Below are 17,823 nucleotides of genomic sequence, written 5' to 3'. Positions count from 1 at the left end.
CCGCGCGCTCCACGGTCAACGTCGTCGCGTCGCCGACAGTTCTCTGCCCTTCCGAGCGGTGGTTCCCGGGACCCGGCGGGTCGCCGTCGCCACCACCTGAGGCCCCACGGCGCACGCCTGCAGCAGCGGGCAGCGGCCGCAATTCTCCGCCACGGGTTGGGCGGGGCAGGCCCCACTCATGCCGTAGTGACACAGGGCGAAGTCGTAACGGACGGGGTCTGCCGGGTCCAACACGCGCAACGCGGCGGTCACCTCCTCCGCCGTGCGCCACGTCAAATCATTGCGGCGGGTCAATCCCAGGTGCCGCGAGATGCGACCCAGGTGGGTGTCCAGGGGAATCAGGAGCGCGGAAGGTGGCACGCGCTTCCAGATGCCGAAGTCCACGGTGTCCGGCCCCCGCACCATCCACCGGAGGTAGAGGTTGAGTCGCTTGGCCGCCCCCCCGCCCAGCGGCGAGGGCAGCAGGTGATTCAGCCCGCGCTCCGGCCCCAGGGCCTTTCGCAGGGCGTCCATGGGGATGGCGCGCAGGCCCGTCGTGAAGTGGTCCAGCGCGCCGTGCAGGGTGTCACGCGTCTGGAGTCCCTGGAGGAACAGCGCCTCCAGGCTGCCCAGCTCCCGCAGCACGCGGCCCATGCCCAGCAGGAGCACCGCCACGTCCGTGCCCACGTTGAAGCGGTACACGAAGCCTTCAAGCAGCGCCCGCGCCCCCGCCACGTCGAGCGCCGCGGCGAAGGCGGCGGGAGATGGCCCCATGCGGCGCAGCAGCGCGTCCACCTTGGGACGGAACAGGTCCGCGCGGCCGTATGCCAACCCGGCCGCCAGCAGCGCGCTGACCTCGATGTCTCGCGCGTCCTGGTAGCGATGTGGGAACTCCACCGGATCAAACGCGATGCGGGCCCGCGCGTCGGTGGACGTCAGCACGGCCTCCAGCCGGGGCCGGAGGTGCTCGGCGGCTCGCGGGGAAAGCCCGGTGGTGGCCAAGACGGTGCGGCTCCTCGAGCGCGGTGTCACGACGGGGACTCCCACATGGTGCAGGAACGGCGGGCCGCCGTCCCGTCTTCCCTCAAAGCGCCAGCAGCACGTCCAGCTGTGCCTTCACGGCACTCGCCTCGTCATGCTTCCCGAGCTTCTCGTAGAGCGCCACCGCGTCCCGCCGCTCTTGAAGCTCGCGGTCGACGACGGCCTGCACGGCCTCCGGCGTCAGCGCCAGCCGGGGCACTTCACCACTCCCCAGTCCACCCGCGCTTCCAGCGAACCCGTCACCCACGGCGGCGGGTGCCACGCGCAGGTCCGGTGCCTCCGCGTTGTCGATGGCCGCGAGCGTCTCGCGAAGCACCGCCGCCGCCTGTGTACTCCGCGCGCGCATGGCATCCTTCAATGCGGAGCGCAGCGCCGCCTTCCACTCATCCACGGTTCGCATGCGCGCACCCTATCGACGCGCGTGGGGTGGCTCAAGGTGCGCGCTCCGTCAGAGGTCTCCAGGCCCAGGCAGCGACGCGGCCTGGAGACCCGACGCACCCGGAGCGTTAACGCAGCAACGCGGACGGCTGCACGGCGAAGATGAGGTCGTCGTGGTCGTTGTAGTTGCCCTCCATGCAAGGCGTCGTGCTTCCGCGGTTGCGGAAGACCGCGCGCACGGCATGGACGACGGTGCCCTCCGGCAGCGTGTAGGTGGCGGACAACGTGTGGAGGCCCTTGGACGGGACGGGCAGCGTGGCGATGTGCTGCCAGGCGGGGTTGTTGGCGTCGGTCGTGTAGAACAGGTCCAGCTTGTCGTTGATCTTGTTGTAGGCGAAGACCGTCGCGTCGACGCGCACCAGCTTGCCCGGCGCGAACGCCGTTTCGTCCACGGTGGACACCACGATGCGCTCGTTCGACTGGTCCACCAGGTGCGTGCCCGACAAGCCGTCCCTGCAGGAGTTCTTGAGGGTGTTCGGCGCGTTCACCTCGGGCCCGACGAAGCCGCCGCGGCCGTTGAGCAGCGTGCCGGAGTCACACGCGTTGGAGACCGAGGCACACCGCGGCGCCCTCAGGATGGGGTCGAAGCCAGCCGTGCTGGTCGCGTTGCTCACCGTCACGGTCACCGCGCTGCTGGTCGCCGCGACGCCCACGAGGTCAACCGCCCGCGCCGTCACGGCGTGGCTGCCGTTGGGCACCGCGGCCGTGTCCCAGTCGAACGCGTACGGCGCGGTGGTGTCCGTCGCCTTCAGTTCGCCATCCACGAAGAACTCCACGCGGTTCACGCCGGAAGCATCCGTGGCGGAAGCCGTGACAGTCGTCACGCCAGACACCGTGCTGCCGGCGGCGGGAGCGGTGATGGCGACCTCCGGCGGCGTCTCGTCAATGACCACCCCACCCTTGGCCAGCTCCGCCACGTACGCGGCGGCCAGCTTCGCGAACTTGAGCGCGTGGCGGGCGTCGCCCCCGCTGTTGTGGAGCGTGTCATTGACGGTGTGGATGTACGGGTTGGAGTTGTTCAGCGGCCCCTCGAAGGGCATCGAGGCCGCGAAGCCCGCGCTCGTCCATGACGCGTGGTCCGAGCACGCGTAGCCACACATCGTCGTGGTCCACTCCAGCTCGGGCTGATACGTGTCGATGAGGCTGGTGACGAAGGTGTTCTGCGCCGCGTTCGTCCGGTCGCTCACCAGGGCCACGTCGACGTCCGACCGCTCCTGGTAGTTCGTCATGTCGAGCTGCAGCACACCCACCACGTCGATGTCATCCGCGGCGTACTTCGTGGCGATCGCCGAGGAGCCACGCAGGCCCACTTCCTCGGCCGCATAGGCCATGAACTTCACGGTGCGCTCCGGGCGGTAGTTCTGGAGCATGGCCACGCGAATCACCTCGGTGAGCGTGGCGATGCCCGAGGCATCGTCGTCCGCGCCGGGCGCCGTGCTGCCGCTGCTGGTGGAGTCCAGGTGGCCACCGAGCACGACGACCTCTTCCGACAGGGTCGTGCCGGTGATGGTCAAGATGACGGAGGGCTGCGCCCACGAGGCGTGGTTGAAGAACTCGACGGTGACGTCGGAGCGCGTCGCCGGAACCAGCGACTCCCAGTACCCCTTCAGCCAGTTGGCGGACGTCACGCCCGTCGTCGACGTGTAGTAGCGCGTCGCGTAGCTGGACAGGTGGTCGATGACCCCTCGGATGGCCAGCTCCTGAACCCCCGCTTGCAACGCGTTGACCGTCGACGCGTTGTCGAGGCTGTACGTGACGGCCGTGGCCTTGGCGGCCTTCGCCGCGGCTGACGGGTCCAGGGCGGCGAGCGCGGCGGCTTCCGTGTCGTGGTAGATGAAGCCACCGCAGCGGTTGAGCTTCTCGTGCATCATCCGCGAGATGAGGTTGAGCTGGGACTCCCGCACGCGCAGCGCGGTGACGTCCGCCTTCTGCCCGCTCATCGAAGGCGCCGCATGCCCGGCGCTGGCGAAGGCGGCGTTGACGTGTTCGAGGGCATCGGAGCCGAGGGTGATCCACACCTCGGGGTCGGGAGCCTGCGACGGGGGCGCCTTCGCGAACGCCGAGACACTACAGAGCACCAGGAGGACTGAAGCGAGGCGCTTCATGTTCATACGTTTCTCCACTGCCATGCGGGGACGTGCGGTTGAGATGGCAGGGAGAGAAATCCCCGCCTTCGCCGTCAACTTACACTTCCGGCGAAAACAGGGGACATTGCTCGCGACGAAACACGCCAGCCTCAGCCATTCTCATGGATTGAGACAAGCGCGGCGTGGACGCTAACGAGACAGCTCACGCACCGCGTGGCCCAGCTCGGGGAGGATGAGCGCCTCCAGCGCGAGCCGCACGGCCTTGGGCGAGCCCGGCAGCGCGAAGAGAATCATCCCCTGGCAGGTGCCCGCCGTGGCGCGGGACATCATCGCCGCGCTCCCCACCTGACGGTAGGACAGCATCCGGAAGAGCTCGCCGAACCCTGGCAGCTCCTTCTCGAACAGCGGACGCAGCGTCTCCACCGTGCAGTCGCGTCGGCCAATGCCGGTGCCGCCGGTGAACAGCACGGCCCGGGCCCCCGCCTCGCGCGCGGTTTCCAGCGCGCCGCGAATGGCTTCCGGGTCATCCTTCACCACGACGGTGCCCGCGATGCCGTGGCCCGCCGCCTCCAGGCCCTCGCGCAGGACCCGGCCACTTTCATCGCGCGCCGCGTCGCGGCTGTCCGAGCACGTCACGATGAAGGTGCTGACATGCACCGGCGCTCGCGCCTTGTGCTCCTCCGCCGGGCCGTGGTCGTGGCCGTGCGGGGCGTGATGATGGTGGTCGTGGTGATGATGATGCGCGTGCTCGGGGTCATGACCGTGGTGCCCGTGCGGCCCGTGGTCGTGGTCGTGGTCGTCGTGTGCCATGGCGGGTACTCCAGAGTGCGGGAGGGGCTTCAGGGCGTGTCGGGCCAATCGATGACGAGCGCGCCGTCTTCGACCGCGACCTGCACCGTCGGCTGGTCGTCACAAACCCCCGGCGAGGTCGCGTTGTGGCCGGTGTCCATGTCGAAACCGACCTCATGGCACGGGCAGACGACCAGGTTGTCCTCGATGCGACCACCGGACAGCAGACACCCGGCGTGGTTGCACCAATCGTCCAGGCCCTTGTAGCGCCCGTGGATCTTCGCGATACACACGTTGCGCTTGCCGACCTCGTAGCCCCGCATTTCCCTCTCGGCGAAGTCCGCCGGTCCCAGCTTGATCTTCGTCATCGCGGCCCCTTTTCCCACAACGCGGGACTGGCTGCACTCCCGATGCCCGGGCATTACCTTCTCCCCGTGACTCCCGACGTGACCATCCCCACTGCTGTCGACAAGGCCACCGTCGCCCAGGTCCTCCGTGACATCTCCCTCCTGCTCCAGCTCCAGGGCGAAAGCGGGTTCCGCGTCCGCGCCTACGACATGGCGGCGGACCGCGTCGCCGGGCTTCCCCAGGAGCTGGGTCCGCTGGTCGCGGAGGGCCGGCTGGAGAGCCTCCCAGGCATCGGCGCCGCGCTCGCCGAAAAGATTACCGAGCTGGTGACCACCGGACGGCTCGGCTACCTGGAGGAGCTGCGGGCCCAGTTCCCCGCCGGCCTGCTGGAGCTGACGCAGCTGCCGGACGTGGGGCCGAAGAAGGTGGCCACGCTCTGGCGTGAGCTCCAGGTGAGCAGCATCGAAGCGCTGGAGCGGGCCTGCCGTGAAGGCCGCGTGCGGGAGCTCCGCGGCTTCGGCGCGAAGAGCGAAGCCAAGATGCTGGAAGGCATCGCCGTGTACCGGCGCGCGCGCGGCGGGCGCAAGCTGCTGGGCGAGGTGCTGCCGGTGGCCACGGCGCTGCTGGAGCGGGTGAAGGCCGCGCCAGGTGTGGTGCGCGCCAGCCTGGGCGGCAGCGTGCGCCGGCAGGCGGAGACCGTGGCGGACGTGGACATCATCGCCTCCGCGCCGGAGGCCGGCCCCGTCCTGGATGCCCTGGCGAACGCGCCGGGCGTGGCCGCGGTGCTGGGCAAGGGCGAAAGCAAGTGCTCCGTGCGGCTGGAGGCCGGTGACCTCCAGGTGGACCTGCGCGTGCTGCCCGACGAGGACTTCGCCACCGCGCTGCACCACTTCACCGGCTCGAAGGCGCACCACATCCGCCTGCGCAACCTGGGGCAGGAGCGCGGCCTCAAGATTTCCGAATGGGGCGTCCACCGCGAGGACGGCACCAAGGTGCCCGTGACGGAGGAGTCCGGGCTCTACGCCCTGCTGGACATGCAGTACGTGCCCCCCGAGCTGCGCGAGGACACCGGTGAGGTGGAGGCCGCGCGCGCAGGCCAGCTCCCCAAGGACCTGCTCACGCTGGAGGACGTCCAGGGCGCGGTCCACGCGCACAGCACCTGGTCCGACGGGCGCAACAGCCTGGAGGAGATGGCGCTCGCGGCGCGGGCGCTGGGCCTGCGGTACCTGACCGTCACCGAGCACAGCGAGGCGGCCATCCACGCGGGTGGCCTGAAGGTGGATGACCTCAAGCGCCAGTGGGAGGAGATCGACCGCGTCAACGCGGCCGTCTCCGGCGTGCGGCTGCTCAAGGGCATCGAGGTCGACATCATGGAGTCCGGCGCGCTCGACTATGCCGACAGCGTGCTGGAGCAGCTCGAGGTCGTCATCGGCTCCGTCCACGTCCGGCACAGCATGGACGAGGACCAGATGACGCGCCGGCTGCTGGCCGCGCTGGACAACCCCTGCCTCCAGATTCTGGGGCACCCCACCGGCCGGCTCATCAACAGCCGGGAGCCCTACCCCGTCCGCATGGACGAGCTCCTGGAGCGGGCCGCCGAGCGCGGCGTGGCGGTGGAGGTCAACGGCAAGCCCGCGCGCCTGGACATCAAGGCCGAATATGTCCGGCAGGCCGTAAAGCGGGGCGTCCGCCTGGTGGTGAGCTGCGACGCGCACCAGAAGGAGGACCTGAAGAACCTGGCCTTCGCCGTGGCCACCGCGCGCCGGGGCTGGGCCCGGAAGGGGGACGTGCTCAACACGCTCCCGGCGGACCGCTTCGTCACCGCGCTGCGCGAGCGCCGGTGATAGGCTGCGGCACCCGCCGATGTCCCGCCTGCCGCCGCTGCTCCTCCTCTGCCTCCTCCCCTTCGCCTCCGCCGCGGCGGAGGCCGACAAGCCCTCGCGCGCCGACCTCCAGCGGGTGTTGGAGCGGCACGGGCGCTCGGTGGTGCACGTCAAGGGTCCTCGGAATGCGGGGCCCGGCGTCTTCGTGGGTGCGGCGGGTCAGGTCCTCACCTCCGTCACGCCCGTGGGGAGCGGCTTCACCGGCCTGAACGCCACCACGGTGGAGCACGACGGAAAGACGCTGCCCGCCCGCGTGGTGATGGCCAGCCAGGACCTCCAGGTGGCGGTGCTCGCCGCCCCGGATGGCACCTACCCGGCGGCGCCCGTGAAGGTCCTTCGGGACGGCGACAGCCTCGATGGCCGCTGGCTGGTGGGCGTCCTCCCCGCCAGGAAGAGCCAGCCCGCGCGCCCCGTGTCGGCGCGAGCCCGGGCAGCCCAGGCCCCCTTCTATGACGTCCCCCTGGCCCTGCCCGCGGGCAGCCCCGTCTTCGACGCGGAGGGCCGGCTGGTGGCGGTGGTGGTGAAGAAGCACCGCCGCGGCTGCCGGGTGCTTCCGCTGAACGCGGTGAAGGTGGAGCTGGCGTCGGTGGACATGCCATGACCCGGGCCGTGACGACTCCCTGGCGACCGAACGCCGTGCAGGAAGCGGTGGGACTGTGGGCGGTGGGCTTCCTGTCCATCGTCGCCACCTTCCTCCTGCTGGGCGGCACCAGCGTCCCCAAGCTGGTCGCGACGGTGGGCTTCCTCTACCTGCCGCTCATCCCCATGCGCTGGCGTGACGAGGACTACGGGGACTATGGCCTGTCGCTGCGCGCGTGGCGCGAGGACCTGCGCCTGTTCCTGCTGCTGTCCGCGGTGGTGGGCCCGCTCTTCTTCCTGGGCTTCGCCGCGTTCGCGGAGCTGCTGCCCCACCTGCCCACGGCCCTGGCCAGGCACCTCACGCCGCTGATGGGCGAGGCCCGCTTCCAGCCCCGCCTGCCCCCGCGCTTCGGCGAGTGGTTCATCGACCAGCTCTTCGTCGTCGCGCTGCCAGAGGAGTTCTTCTACCGGGGCTACCTCCAGACGCGGCTGCGCGACGCCTGGCCTCAGGGCCGCAAGTTCCTGGGGGGCCGGCTGGGCCCCGCCTTCTGGCTGACGGCGCTGCTGTTCGCCCTGGGCCACCTGGCCATCTTCCAGGCGTGGCGGCTGTCCGTGTTCTTCCCGGCGCTGCTCTTCGGGTGGATGCGCGAGCGCACCGGCACTGTCATCGGCGCCGCCCTGTTTCATGCGGCCTGCAACCTCTACGTGCGGTTTCTCGAGGTTTCTTTTTTCGGCTGATTTTCGCCGAGTTTCACCGCCCCCCCACTCCCCGCAGCAGCGCCGCGCCCACCCTCCGTGAAACATGGGTGTGTTGACGCGCCCGTAACCTGATTTCAACGGAAGCTCGACAGGGTTTTACTTGTCTTACGGGAATGACTTGTTGCGTCGAAAATATCACAAGAAACTCCGTGCCACACTGCGGCGATAACTCTTCAACCCCCTTGCACTGAGTTCGAGACCCCCAATGACGATTCGCCGCACCGAAGGTCCGAAGCCCACGATTCGCCCCACTGCTGCTTCCGAGGCTCAGTCGAAGACGGCCGCGAAGCCGGCGACCATCGCCCCGAACGTCATCAAGGACGGGTTCGGCCCCGCGGCCAAGACGTCTGACCTGGCGCGCGCGGAGAAGACGCTGAAGCCGCTGCCGCCGCCCGTGGGCCGGCTCTCCCTGGACAGCCGCGAGGCGCAGACGGCCATCCAGACGTCGCTGGCGCACCTGACGCCCTCCACCCAGACGTCCATCCGCAACCCCGGCATCATCGGCGGCGTGCAGTTCCCGGCGTACACGCCGAAGAGCGTGGAGCGTGACTCGCTGGGCATGACGCACGTGCGTCTGGACCGCCAGCACGAAGGCGTGAAGGTCTTCGGCGAGCAGGTCGTCACGCACCTCGACTCCGAGGGCAAGCTCAAGAGCACCACCGGCGATCAGTCTGAGATCCCGGCCGGCCTGGGCATGCAGAAGCCCAAGGTGACGCACAGCCAGGCGCTGGACATCGCGCTGAAGGAGTTCAACGGCAAGCCGGACCGCCAGCCGAACTCCGAGCGGGTCATCTACAAGGACATCTCCGGTGAGTACCACTCCGCCTACCGCGTGGAAGTCACCAACGTGGATGGCACCGACCAGCCCCGCAAGATGAACTACCTGGTGGACGCCAACACCGGGAAGCTCTTCGAGCAGTTCAACGCCATTGACGGTTACGCCCGTCAGCATGGCGCCGCGCACGGCCACAGCCACGCGCACGGCGCGGACCACGCGGACCACGCCCACGGCGCGGACCACGCGGACCACGCCCACGGCGCGGACCACGCTCACGGCGCCGCCGCGACGCCTACTGAGATCAAGGCCTCGGCCACGCCGAAGGCGGAGATCGCCGACCTGGCCACCGTCACGTCGAAGGTCAACGTGACCCAGGACGGCACCGTGGACCAGCTGAAGCTGGACCTGGACATCGACCACACGTTCAAGGGCGACCTGTCGATCACGCTCACCAGCCCCTCCGGCAAGTCGGAGACGGTGCACAACCGCACGGGTGGCAGCGCGGACCACGTCAAGGGCAGCTTCGACCTGAGCGGCTTCGCGGGCGAGTCCGCGAAGGGCGAGTGGACGCTGTCGGTGAAGGACAACGCGCGCCGCGACACGGGCACGCTGAACGGCTGGGGCTTGACCATCACCCCGAAGGCCGGTGAGCCCAACGAGCCGGGTACCGGTGAGAAGGTCGCGGACGACACGTCCATGTACAGCGGCAAGGTCGCGCTGGACACGAAGCAGCAGGCGGACGGCACGTACACGCTCGAGGACGGCACGCGCGGCGACGGCGTGGCGACCTACGACGCGATGAACCGCGAGCGCGCCAGCGGCCAGACGCCCATCAAGGACGACAACAACGTCTGGGGCGAGCCCACGGACCCGGAGCGCAACAAGGCCGCGGTGGACGCGCACTACGGCGGCCAGATGATGTACGACTTCATGAAGGACGTCCTCGGCCGTGACTCCATCGACGGCGCGGGTGAGAAGCTGGTCTCCTACGTCCACGTCAGCAACAACTACGTGAACGCGTACTGGGACGGCGAGAAGATGAGCTACGGCGACGGCGACGGCCGCAACTCCGGTCCGCTCACCGCGCTGGACATCGCGGGTCACGAGATCGCCCACGGCCTCACCGAGCGTACCGCCGGCCTCATCTACCGCGGCGAGTCCGGTGGTCTGAACGAGGCGATGAGCGACATCATGGGCGCTGGCCTCGAGTGGTACGCGTCCCAGAAGAACCCCGACGTGAAGTTCAACTGGACGGTGGGCGAGACGGCCTGGACGCCGACGAACGGCGATGACACCGACGGCCTGCGCTACATGGACGATCCGACGAAGGACAACTACTCGATCGACAACTTCAAGAACTACCCGAAGCAGACCGAGGTGCACGGCTCCAGCGGCATCGCGAACAACGCCTTCTACCTGCTGACCAACGGCGGCACCAACCGCACGTCCGGCATCGAGGTGAAGGACGCCATCGGCATGGATAAGGGCCTGAAGATCTACTACCGCGCCCTGGCCCACTACATGACGCCGAGCACCACGTTCGCCCAGGCCCGCACCGCGACCATCAACGCGGCCACGGACCTCTACGGCGCGGACTCCGCCGAAGTGGCGAAGGTCAAGGAGAGCTGGACCGCCGTCGGCGTGAACTAGCCCCCCGCTTCACTGAAGACACCTGAGCCCGGCCCGGCCCGCGACCTACCGCGGGCTGGCGCCGGGCTTCGGCTTTTCAGCGACCGCTCAGGGCGGTGACTCCCCTGTTTCGGTGACAGGCGTCGTGGCCGGCACGCCCTCCACCAGCAACATGATGGAGTGCGCGCTCTCGTGGCGGAGCGCCTTGGCGGCGGCGTACTCCGGGGACGCCCACCAGGCCCTGGCGTGCTCCACGCTGGGGAACTCCAGCAGGACGAAGCGCGGGGGCTGCCAGGTGCCTTCCAGGGCCTGGGTGGGGCCGCCCCGGACCAGGTAGCGGCCCCCGTAGGGCTTGAGCGACGGAGGCGCGAGCTGCTTGTACCGCTCGTAGGTCTGCGCGTCGTGCACCGAGACCTCGACCAGGACGTAAGCAGGCATGGGCGCTCCTCGCGGCGGCTCAGAACTCGTATCGGAAGACGACGGGCGCTCCCTGCGTTCGGTGCCTGGGGAACGTCCAGGCGCCTATCTTCTGCTGCATGCAACGCACGAGCGACGTGCCGCGCAGCCACGGCGTCTCGGTGTTGATGGACTCCACCTTCCCGCTTGGCAGGACGCTCAAGCGCAGCACGGCCCGGTCCCCCTCCCGCGGCGGCGCGGACTGCTCGCGGGCACACGCCGCGAGCTCCGAGCGCCGGGCATGGACCACCGCGAAGACGGTGGCCAGGTCGAGCGACTCGCGGGGCGCCGTCGGGTCGGGCGGGACATAGACGGTCGGCTTGTGGTGCTTGGTGGCGTTGGGTCCCGGGCCGGAGAGCACGCGGTCGAAGTCCGCGTCGGGCCCCAGGTCATCCTCCGAGCCGCCAGCCGTCGCGGCCTCCGCGACCGTCGTGGCGGGCCGCCTGGCGGGCTCCGGCTCCGGAGCAGGCGCCACGGAGTGCTTCCCGATGACGAAGGCCACGGCGACGTCGCGCGAGGAGAGGCTGCCCGTGGGCCGCTCGAAGACGCGCTCCTCCGGCGACGGCCGTCCGCCGCCCGTCGCGGCGCGCGCCGTGCTCTCCGTGCCGGTCAGCTCTGGCACGCGACCTCCGCGGTCGACCGAGACGGCCGAGAGCGCGGGCGGCGATGCGCGGGCGGGCGCCTGTACCTGGCTCGGGTCTCGCGCGCGCTCCGCGGCCGACGTCGCGACGCCCGCGCCGCCGAGGCTCGGACTCGCGCCGCCTGTGCCACCCGCTGACGTCGCCGTGCCCGACGCCCCGCCGCCCTGGCTCGCAGCCGCAACGGCTTCCGGCGAAGGCGCGGCGGCCGCCGGCTGTTCCGCGGGCGGGGGCGTACCGGGGCCGCGCGCCGTGTCCACGGCATCGCCGGGGCTCGCGGCGCCACGGCCGTCCCCTCCGCCAAAGACGCCCAGCGCCAGGGCCACCGACATGCCGCTGATGGCCCCCCCCGCCAGGATGAGCCCCAGCCGGCGCTTGCGACGCGTGCGCTCCTCGGGCGACGGCGCCGCCAGCACCGCGTGGGTTCCCACCGGCTCCGCCACGGGCATCGGGTGCGACGCCGGAGCTCCGTCCGCGGCGAAGTCACTCGCGGCCGGCGCGGTGACAGGTTCCGGCGCGAGCGCCGCGGCGACGGCTTCCGGAGCCGTCTCGACGACGGCGCCCGCGGCCCGAGCCCCTGGGGCCTCCGCGGGAGGTGGTGCGCCGGACGCCCGCGGCATGGCGGCAGCGCCCACCGCGGGAGCCGCCACGACGGCGGCGGGAGCAATGGCCGCGAAGGGGGGCACCACCGTGCCCGGTGCATCCAAGATCACCCGCTCCGTGGTGGCCTCGGAGACCTCCACCGCGCGCGCGGCCTGAGGTCTGAAGGCCCCGGCCGCTTCCGGCGGAACGGGTGGAGGTCCCGCGGGCACGGGCGGCGGAAGCAGCGCGGAAGCGAGCTCCGGAATGTGCCCCAGGGGCAGCCACTCACCGAAACCCTCGCGCCAGCACAGGGAATCAAAGCCCAGGAACCCGCGCTCGACATGGGCCTTCAGGTCCGCGAGGTCGTGAGGACCGTAGGCCGCGCCGCCCGTGACGAAGTACCAGGCATGCTTCACGACGGGCGCGGCCTCCTTCGGCGGCGCCGTCTCCTCGCCCAAGGTGGACGCCCTTGAACGGCCCGCGCCCCGGTGCAGCCGCTCCGACGGCGTGGCCTCGCGGTAGCGCGGCTGCGCGCTGGGCCGGACACGAAGGCTCTTGTCCGTGCGCAGCTGACCCACGATGGCGTCCAGCTCCGCATCCGACACGCCATCCAGCACGGGCGAATCGCCCTCGTCAGGGCGCTCTGGGGCGACCTCCCGGGCGTGCCCCGGGTTGGCGTTGTCTTCCCCTGAGTTGCCGGCCATCGACCCGCTCCTTGATTCCATCCGGTCCCGATTAAGCCGCACCATCAGACCTCACCCAATGGAATGCCACCATGGCGATTCGTCAAACGGCGAGCGTCTGCGCGGAGGTGGACACAGCCCCCACGTGGGACGGAGCCCTAGCGTAGTTCCCAGGCCCCACCTTCGTACAATGCCCCGACTGTGCGGCATTCACACACAGCCAGTTGGCACGACACACCCTGCTGCCCTGGCTGCCCTCCGAGCGTTCAGCGTGCCTCGCGTGCGCAGCGCCCGAGCCTCACAGCCACACCTCGAAGTCCACCTGCGTACCCTTCGGGCCGGTGCGCACGTCGAAGCGGTCCGCCAACCGCTTCACGCCCAACAAGCCCAGGCCCGTCTTGCGCTTGTACGTCCCCGACAGCACGCGCTCCAGGTCCGGGATGCCCTGTCCGGAGTCCTCGGCGCTGACGCGCAGCAGCCGCTTGGGCGCCAGTTGCGGCACGAGCTGGATGGTGCCGCCCCCGGCATGCGAAATCTGGTTGCGCGCCAGCTCACTCACCCCACCGCGCCGCCGTCTCCGACATGAGTCGCTGCAAGACGCGCAACAACGCCGAGCACACCCAACCACCACTCACCCATGTCTCCTTCAGCGGACCTCGATGATGAACATCGGCTCAACTTCTGAGAACATGGGAGGCGCGAGCACCGTAAATCCAGCCGAGACTCAATATTTTGACACACCCCCCCAAATGGAAGCACCTCCTCACGGGGGATTTAAAGCGGGCCTCAGTCATCCCTGCCCCCAGGCGCCTTCCTCGCGCACGTCGCTTACGTCCCGGACAGCTCGTGCAGTTGCAGCTCCGGCCCCACCGACAGCGTGTGGCCATGAGCCAGCTCCACCCACCCCGAGGTGCGCTTGAGCGCGCTGGCCACCACCACGGTGCGACGGCGCCGGTGCGCCCCCACCGAGGGCCGCGTGTCCGGTGTCGCGGGCGTCACCTCGCACAGCTCGCATTCGGCCGACCCCTCCAGCCGCGTGCAGTACAAGGGCTGTTCGCCATACCGGGTCGCCGCCAGGAGCGTGCCGTTGGTGGCCACCAGGTTGAGCGTGGGCGTGCGTGCCACGCCGGCCTGGACCGCGGCCCGAGCCACCTCGCGCGCCGTGTCCGCCAGCACGCGGCCGGCGACCTCGGCCTCCAGCCGCAGATCCTCCGTGCGGCCCAATTCGCGCAGGCGCTTGAGGAAGACGGCGAACAGCAGCTCCCCTTCGGTTCCACCGCGAACCTGGCGCCGCAGGTGGTCCGGCAGCGACTCCAGCAACGGAGCGCGAAGCAGCTCGAACCCCCGCACTCCGCCCTGGTGCGCGAACAACCAGCGCCGGGAGCGGAAGGGCTGGGTGTTCTCCTCCAGCGACAAGCCCACGGGCAGTTGGCCGGCGTGGAACAGCAGCGCCTCCGATTCATGCGGGGGCGCGAGCGAGTCCAGGGTCAGCTCCTCGCCGCTGGAGAAGCGCCGCAACAGGACCTCCTCCTGGGCGTAGGCGCCCACCCCCAAGGCGTTCGCCTTCGGCCCTGCCTGGAGCAGGACCTGGCCTTGGAGGCGGTGCAGCTCACAGCGCAGCAGGTTCGGGTCGGACGTCAGCGCGGCGAGGATGACGGACATGGATGAGCAAACCCCCTTCGCCATGAGAGATAATGGCCTCGGAGCGCCCCCTCAAGCCAGCGGGCATGCTCCCTTGCACCCTCGCTAAGCCCTTGAAATGGCTGGGCTTTATTGACACGGGAACGTTGACACCCGCTTCTGGGGGTGCCTAACCTCCGTGCGCTTCACCGACGGACCTCTGCTGAAGGTCTTCACCGGAGACGGAATGGCGGACGACATCGCAATCGGCATCGACCTGGGCACGTCGTACTCGTGCGTGGCGGTGGTCCAGGACGGCCAGCCCATCGTCATCCCCAACGAGTGGGGAGAGACGACTCACGCCTCCTGCGTCTCGTTCCTCGAGGATGACTCGGTCCTGGTCGGTAACGCGGCCAAGAAGAACATCATCACCAACCCGGAGCAGACCGTCTATTCCGCCAAGCGCCTCATCGGCCGCTACTACTTCTCCGACGAGGTGAAGAAGGCGCAGGCGGTGATGCCGTACCGCATCGTCGAGGGCGACAACAACTCGGTGCGCATCGCGGTGAACGAGCACTCGTATTCGCTCCCGGAGATCAGCGCGCTGGTGCTCAAGGAGATGAAGGCGGTGGCGGAGACGTACCTGGGCCAGGAGGTGACGAAGGCCGTGGTCACCGTGCCCGCGTACTTCAACGACAACCAGCGCCAGGCCACCAAGGACGCGGGCCGCATCGCAGGCATGGAGGTGCTGCGCATCCTCAACGAGCCCACCGCCGCGGCGCTCGCGTACGGCTTCGGGCGCGACGTCAACCAGCGCGTGGTGGTCTACGACCTGGGCGGCGGCACCTTCGACGTCTCCATCCTGGAGATTGGCAAGGACGTCTTCGAGGTGCTGGCCACCGCGGGCGACACGTACCTGGGCGGCGACGACTTCGACGACCGCATCATGACGTGGCTGGCGGATGACTTCCTGGCCCGTACGCGCCTGGACGTGCGGCAGAACAAGTACTGCCTGCAGATGCTCAAGGAGGCCGCGGAGAAGGCGAAGATCGACGTGGGCCAGACGGGCTCCGCGGAGATTCTCTGCCAGGGCATCTGCCAGGACGCCGACGGCAACGTGATGGACCTGCGTGGGCAGCTCAACCAGGACCAGTTCAACCGCATGGTGATGGACCTGGTGCAGCGCACGTTCAAGGTGTGCGACGAGGCGCTGCAGAGCGCGCGCCTGACGGCCGCCGACATCGACGCGGTCATCCTCGTGGGCGGGCCGACGCGGCTGCCCATCATCCGCAACTCGGTGAAGCACTACTTCCAGAAGGACCCGCTGGAGGGCATCAACCCGGACCAGGTCGTGGCCATGGGCGCGGCGCTCCAGTCGCACGCGCTGCTGGACAGCAAGACGCAGACGTTCCTGGTGGACGTCACGCCGCTGTCGCTGCGCATCGGGACGGTGGGTGGGTACACCGAGAAGATCATCGACAAGAACACGCCGGTTCCCATCGACCGCTCAAAGACGTTCACCACCAGCCGCGACGGCCAGGAGAAGGTGAAGATTCGCGTGTACCAGGGCGAGTCCAACCGCGCCGACGAGTGCGAGATGCTCGGCGAGTTCGAGTTCGCGGGCTTCCGCATCGGCTACCGCGGCGAAGTGAAGATTGAGGTCACCTTCGAAATCAACACGGATGGACTGGTGCACGTGTCCGCGTGCGACACGGAGACGGGGCAGAAGACGTCGACCTCCATCACCCTGTCCTCCGGCATGAGCGAGGCCGATATCCAGCAGTCCATCCAGGCCAACCGGAACACCCGGCTTGCTGGCCACAACAGCGACGACCTGCCCGCCGCGGCGCAGTAAGGCCGCGACCCGACCACGCCGATGTCCGAGCCATCAGACCCCAGCGCCGGCAAACCGCCGGGAGCCACGCCCGGGACACCGGCCACGCCCGCCCGGCCCGCCGTCCCACGCATGACGGCCGCCGTGCCCGGTCCCGTCACGCCCGGGACGATTCCGTCGTCGCCCGCCGCCAGCGCGCCGACTCCGCCGCCTCGGCCTCAGGGAACGCCTGTCGCGCGTCCCTCGGGCGTGACGCCCGCGGTGCCGCCCCGAGCCACGATGACGGGGATTCCCACGGTGCGGACGGGCGCTGGAGAGGGCGCGCCTGGACGAGCGACGGCGCCGACACGACCGGCGCCGGGTTCGGGGCCGGCGCCGCGGGGTACGCCCACGACGCTGCCCGCGATTCCGGCGGTGGGTGCCGTGACGAGCCCTGCCGCGCGTCCATCCCCGGCTGGGGCAGCGCCCACGGCGCCGGGCTCGGGGCCCGCGCCGCGAGGCACGCCCACGACATTGCCCGCGATTCCGGCGGTGGGTGCCGTGACGAGCCCTGCCGCGCGTCCATCTCCGGCTGGGGCAGCGCCCACGGCGCCGGGCTCGGGGCCCGCGCCGCGAGGCACGCCCACGACATTGCCCGCGATTCCTGCGGTGGGTGCCGCGGCGAGGCCGTCGTCGGCAGGAGCTGTGCCTGGGCAACGCGCGACTGCGGAAGGGACGCCGGTCGCCACGACACCGGTGCCGCGCCCGGCAGGAGCTGGCACAGGAACCTCGGCGTCCTCGCCAGGCACGGCGGCGGCCCTTGCGCCGCGTACAGCGGGTGCGGACGCTCGGACACCCGTGCCGCGTCCGGCCACCGGTGCAGCGGGGGCCACCACGCCCGTGCCGCGTCCGGCCACCGGTGCAGCGGGGGCCGCCACGCCCGTGCCGCGACAGGTGACGGGCGCTGGTGCGAACACACCTGTCCCCCGCGTGGCCCCTGCAGGCACCACAGCGCCCGCTTCGAGACCGGCACCGGCCTCCGCCACCGCTGGCGCGACGACGCCCGTGCCACGCGTCGCGCCCGCTGGCGCCGCGCCCACTGGAGCCAACACGCCCGCCCCGCGCCAGGGCTTGAACCCCAGTGCCGCGGGAGCACCGACGCCCGGGCCTCGCCCGGCAGTTGGCGGAAACACGCCGGCTCCGCGTCCGGCGGGTGCGGTTCCTCCGGCGCGGCGTCCCACCCTGGGCGCAATTCCCGCCGTGCCCCCCGCCATCGCGCCCATGGGAACACCAGCGTCGCCGTCCTCGACCGGAGCCGTTCCCTCCGTCGCTCCCGTGGGTGCCGCCGCGTCCCCAGTCACGGGCGCCGTGCCCTCCATCGCACCGGTGGGCGCTCCAGCTTCGCCCGCTTCGCCAGGTGTCCTCCCCTCCGTTGCCCCGGTAGCGCCCCGCGCTCCGGCACAGACGAGGACGGTCCCGACAGTCGCCCCGACAATCCCCGCTGCCGCGCCCCAGGCAGGCGCCGTACCTTCCGCACCGGCGCGCCCCCAAGGACCAGCACCGGCGCCAAGGCCGCCTCCCGTACTCGCGCTAGGCCAGGTCGTCCCTCCCGTGGCGCCCTCCACGGTTCCACAGCAGCGGCCCGGGGCCCGGCCCACCATGTCCCTGCCAGCGCTGGTGCCCGCCGGCACCACGGCCACGCGGCCCGCGCGCACCTTGCC

At 70.4% G+C, this 17,823-nt stretch carries 14 protein-coding genes; 5 read left to right on the top strand and 9 right to left on the bottom strand.

Translation table 11 applies throughout. The features are described 5' to 3' along the window. Window positions 1-15 precede the first annotated feature (15 nt). From HV824_RS16605 to HV824_RS16585, 5 genes are all read right to left on the bottom strand, one after another. The gene (locus tag HV824_RS16605) at window positions 16-921 is read right to left on the bottom strand and encodes a TIGR02757 family protein (protein WP_176417336.1); all 906 of its coding nucleotides are present in this window, start codon (window positions 919-921) and stop codon (window positions 16-18) included. 142 nt (window positions 922-1,063) lie between these two features. Beyond that, window positions 1,064-1,420 carry a GatB/YqeY domain-containing protein gene (locus HV824_RS16600; RefSeq protein ID WP_176417284.1) on the bottom strand — a complete coding sequence of 119 codons (357 nt, stop codon included), beginning with the start codon at window positions 1,418-1,420 and terminating at the stop codon, window positions 1,064-1,066. Between the two features lie 106 nt (window positions 1,421-1,526). Further along, entirely contained in the window at window positions 1,527-3,569 is a 2,043-nt protein-coding gene (locus tag HV824_RS16595) for a M20/M25/M40 family metallo-hydrolase (RefSeq protein WP_176423712.1), read from the bottom strand. 165 nt (window positions 3,570-3,734) lie between these two features. Next, window positions 3,735-4,202, bottom strand: a complete 468-nt coding sequence (locus HV824_RS37405; protein ID WP_176417337.1) for a MogA/MoaB family molybdenum cofactor biosynthesis protein — start codon at window positions 4,200-4,202, stop codon at window positions 3,735-3,737. Window positions 4,203-4,384: 182 nt separating this feature from the next. After that, window positions 4,385-4,702 carry a Rieske 2Fe-2S domain-containing protein gene (locus HV824_RS16585; RefSeq protein WP_176417286.1) on the bottom strand — a complete coding sequence of 106 codons (318 nt, stop codon included), beginning with the start codon at window positions 4,700-4,702 and terminating at the stop codon, window positions 4,385-4,387. 78 nt (window positions 4,703-4,780) lie between these two features. On the opposite strand from HV824_RS16585, the gene polX reads away from it, so the two are divergent. The 4 genes from polX to HV824_RS16565 all read left to right on the top strand — a co-directional run bounded on the left by polX (window position 4,781) and on the right by HV824_RS16565 (window position 10,331). Then, window positions 4,781-6,526, top strand: coding sequence for a DNA polymerase/3'-5' exonuclease PolX (gene polX, locus HV824_RS16580; protein WP_176417338.1), 1,746 nt, complete (start codon window positions 4,781-4,783; stop codon window positions 6,524-6,526). A 19-nt stretch (window positions 6,527-6,545) separates the two neighbouring features. Further along, entirely contained in the window at window positions 6,546-7,166 is a 621-nt protein-coding gene (locus tag HV824_RS16575) for a trypsin-like peptidase domain-containing protein (protein WP_176417287.1), read from the top strand. Beyond that, the gene (mrtX, locus tag HV824_RS16570; protein ID WP_176417288.1) at window positions 7,163-7,882 is read left to right on the top strand and encodes a myxosortase MrtX; all 720 of its coding nucleotides are present in this window, start codon (window positions 7,163-7,165) and stop codon (window positions 7,880-7,882) included. The genes HV824_RS16575 and mrtX overlap by 4 nt, the downstream gene beginning before the upstream one ends. Before the next feature lie 226 nt (window positions 7,883-8,108). Continuing rightward, entirely contained in the window at window positions 8,109-10,331 is a 2,223-nt protein-coding gene (locus HV824_RS16565; protein ID WP_176417289.1) for a M4 family metallopeptidase, read from the top strand. Window positions 10,332-10,418: 87 nt separating this feature from the next. On the opposite strand, the gene HV824_RS16560 is transcribed toward HV824_RS16565, so the two are convergent. The 4 genes from HV824_RS16560 to HV824_RS16545 form a co-directional block, all read right to left on the bottom strand. After that, window positions 10,419-10,748 (bottom strand): DUF1330 domain-containing protein, encoded by a 330-nt coding sequence (locus HV824_RS16560; protein ID WP_176423711.1) that lies wholly within the window; start codon window positions 10,746-10,748, stop codon window positions 10,419-10,421. Between the two features lie 19 nt (window positions 10,749-10,767). Beyond that, window positions 10,768-12,690: a GYF domain-containing protein gene (locus tag HV824_RS16555; RefSeq protein ID WP_255208093.1), complete on the bottom strand. Its 1,923-nt coding sequence runs from the start codon at window positions 12,688-12,690 to the stop codon at window positions 10,768-10,770. A gap of 277 nt (window positions 12,691-12,967) precedes the next feature. Next, window positions 12,968-13,297 (bottom strand): ATP-binding protein, encoded by a 330-nt coding sequence (locus HV824_RS16550; RefSeq protein WP_368738067.1) that lies wholly within the window; start codon window positions 13,295-13,297, stop codon window positions 12,968-12,970. 200 nt (window positions 13,298-13,497) lie between these two features. Further along, entirely contained in the window at window positions 13,498-14,331 is an 834-nt protein-coding gene (locus tag HV824_RS16545; RefSeq protein WP_176423709.1) for a class II glutamine amidotransferase, read from the bottom strand. 205 nt (window positions 14,332-14,536) lie between these two features. Here HV824_RS16545 and dnaK point away from each other — a divergent pair, with 205 nt between their 5' ends. After that, window positions 14,537-16,144, top strand: a complete 1,608-nt coding sequence (gene dnaK / locus HV824_RS16540) for a molecular chaperone DnaK (RefSeq protein ID WP_176423708.1) — start codon at window positions 14,537-14,539, stop codon at window positions 16,142-16,144. The last annotated feature ends 1,679 nt before the right edge of the window (window positions 16,145-17,823 follow it).

The sequence above is a fragment of the Myxococcus sp. AM009 genome (genome assembly GCF_013372605.1).
GTDB lineage: Bacteria > Myxococcota > Myxococcia > Myxococcales > Myxococcaceae > Myxococcus > Myxococcus vastator.
The sequence above is the reverse complement of the archived record's forward strand: the minus strand, read 5'-3'. Positions and strand labels throughout refer to the sequence as shown.

Bases quoted from the DNA above. Each gene is read 5' to 3' on its own strand.
- HV824_RS16585 (WP_176417286.1), bottom strand. From the start codon at position 4,702: ATGACGAAGATCAAGCTGGGACCGGCGGACTTCGCCGAGAGGGAAATG.
- HV824_RS16595 (WP_176423712.1), bottom strand. From the start codon at position 3,569: ATGAACATGAAGCGCCTCGCTTCAGTCCTCCTGGTGCTCTGTAGTGTC.
- HV824_RS16575 (WP_176417287.1), top strand. From the start codon at position 6,546: ATGTCCCGCCTGCCGCCGCTGCTCCTCCTCTGCCTCCTCCCCTTCGCC.
- HV824_RS16555 (WP_255208093.1), bottom strand. From the start codon at position 12,690: ATGGCCGGCAACTCAGGGGAAGACAACGCCAACCCGGGGCACGCCCGG.
- HV824_RS16565 (WP_176417289.1), top strand. From the start codon at position 8,109: ATGACGATTCGCCGCACCGAAGGTCCGAAGCCCACGATTCGCCCCACT.
- dnaK (WP_176423708.1), top strand. From the start codon at position 14,537: ATGGCGGACGACATCGCAATCGGCATCGACCTGGGCACGTCGTACTCG.
- HV824_RS16560 (WP_176423711.1), bottom strand. From the start codon at position 10,748: ATGCCTGCTTACGTCCTGGTCGAGGTCTCGGTGCACGACGCGCAGACC.
- HV824_RS16600 (WP_176417284.1), bottom strand. From the start codon at position 1,420: ATGCGAACCGTGGATGAGTGGAAGGCGGCGCTGCGCTCCGCATTGAAG.
- HV824_RS16545 (WP_176423709.1), bottom strand. From the start codon at position 14,331: ATGTCCGTCATCCTCGCCGCGCTGACGTCCGACCCGAACCTGCTGCGC.
- mrtX (WP_176417288.1), top strand. From the start codon at position 7,163: ATGACCCGGGCCGTGACGACTCCCTGGCGACCGAACGCCGTGCAGGAA.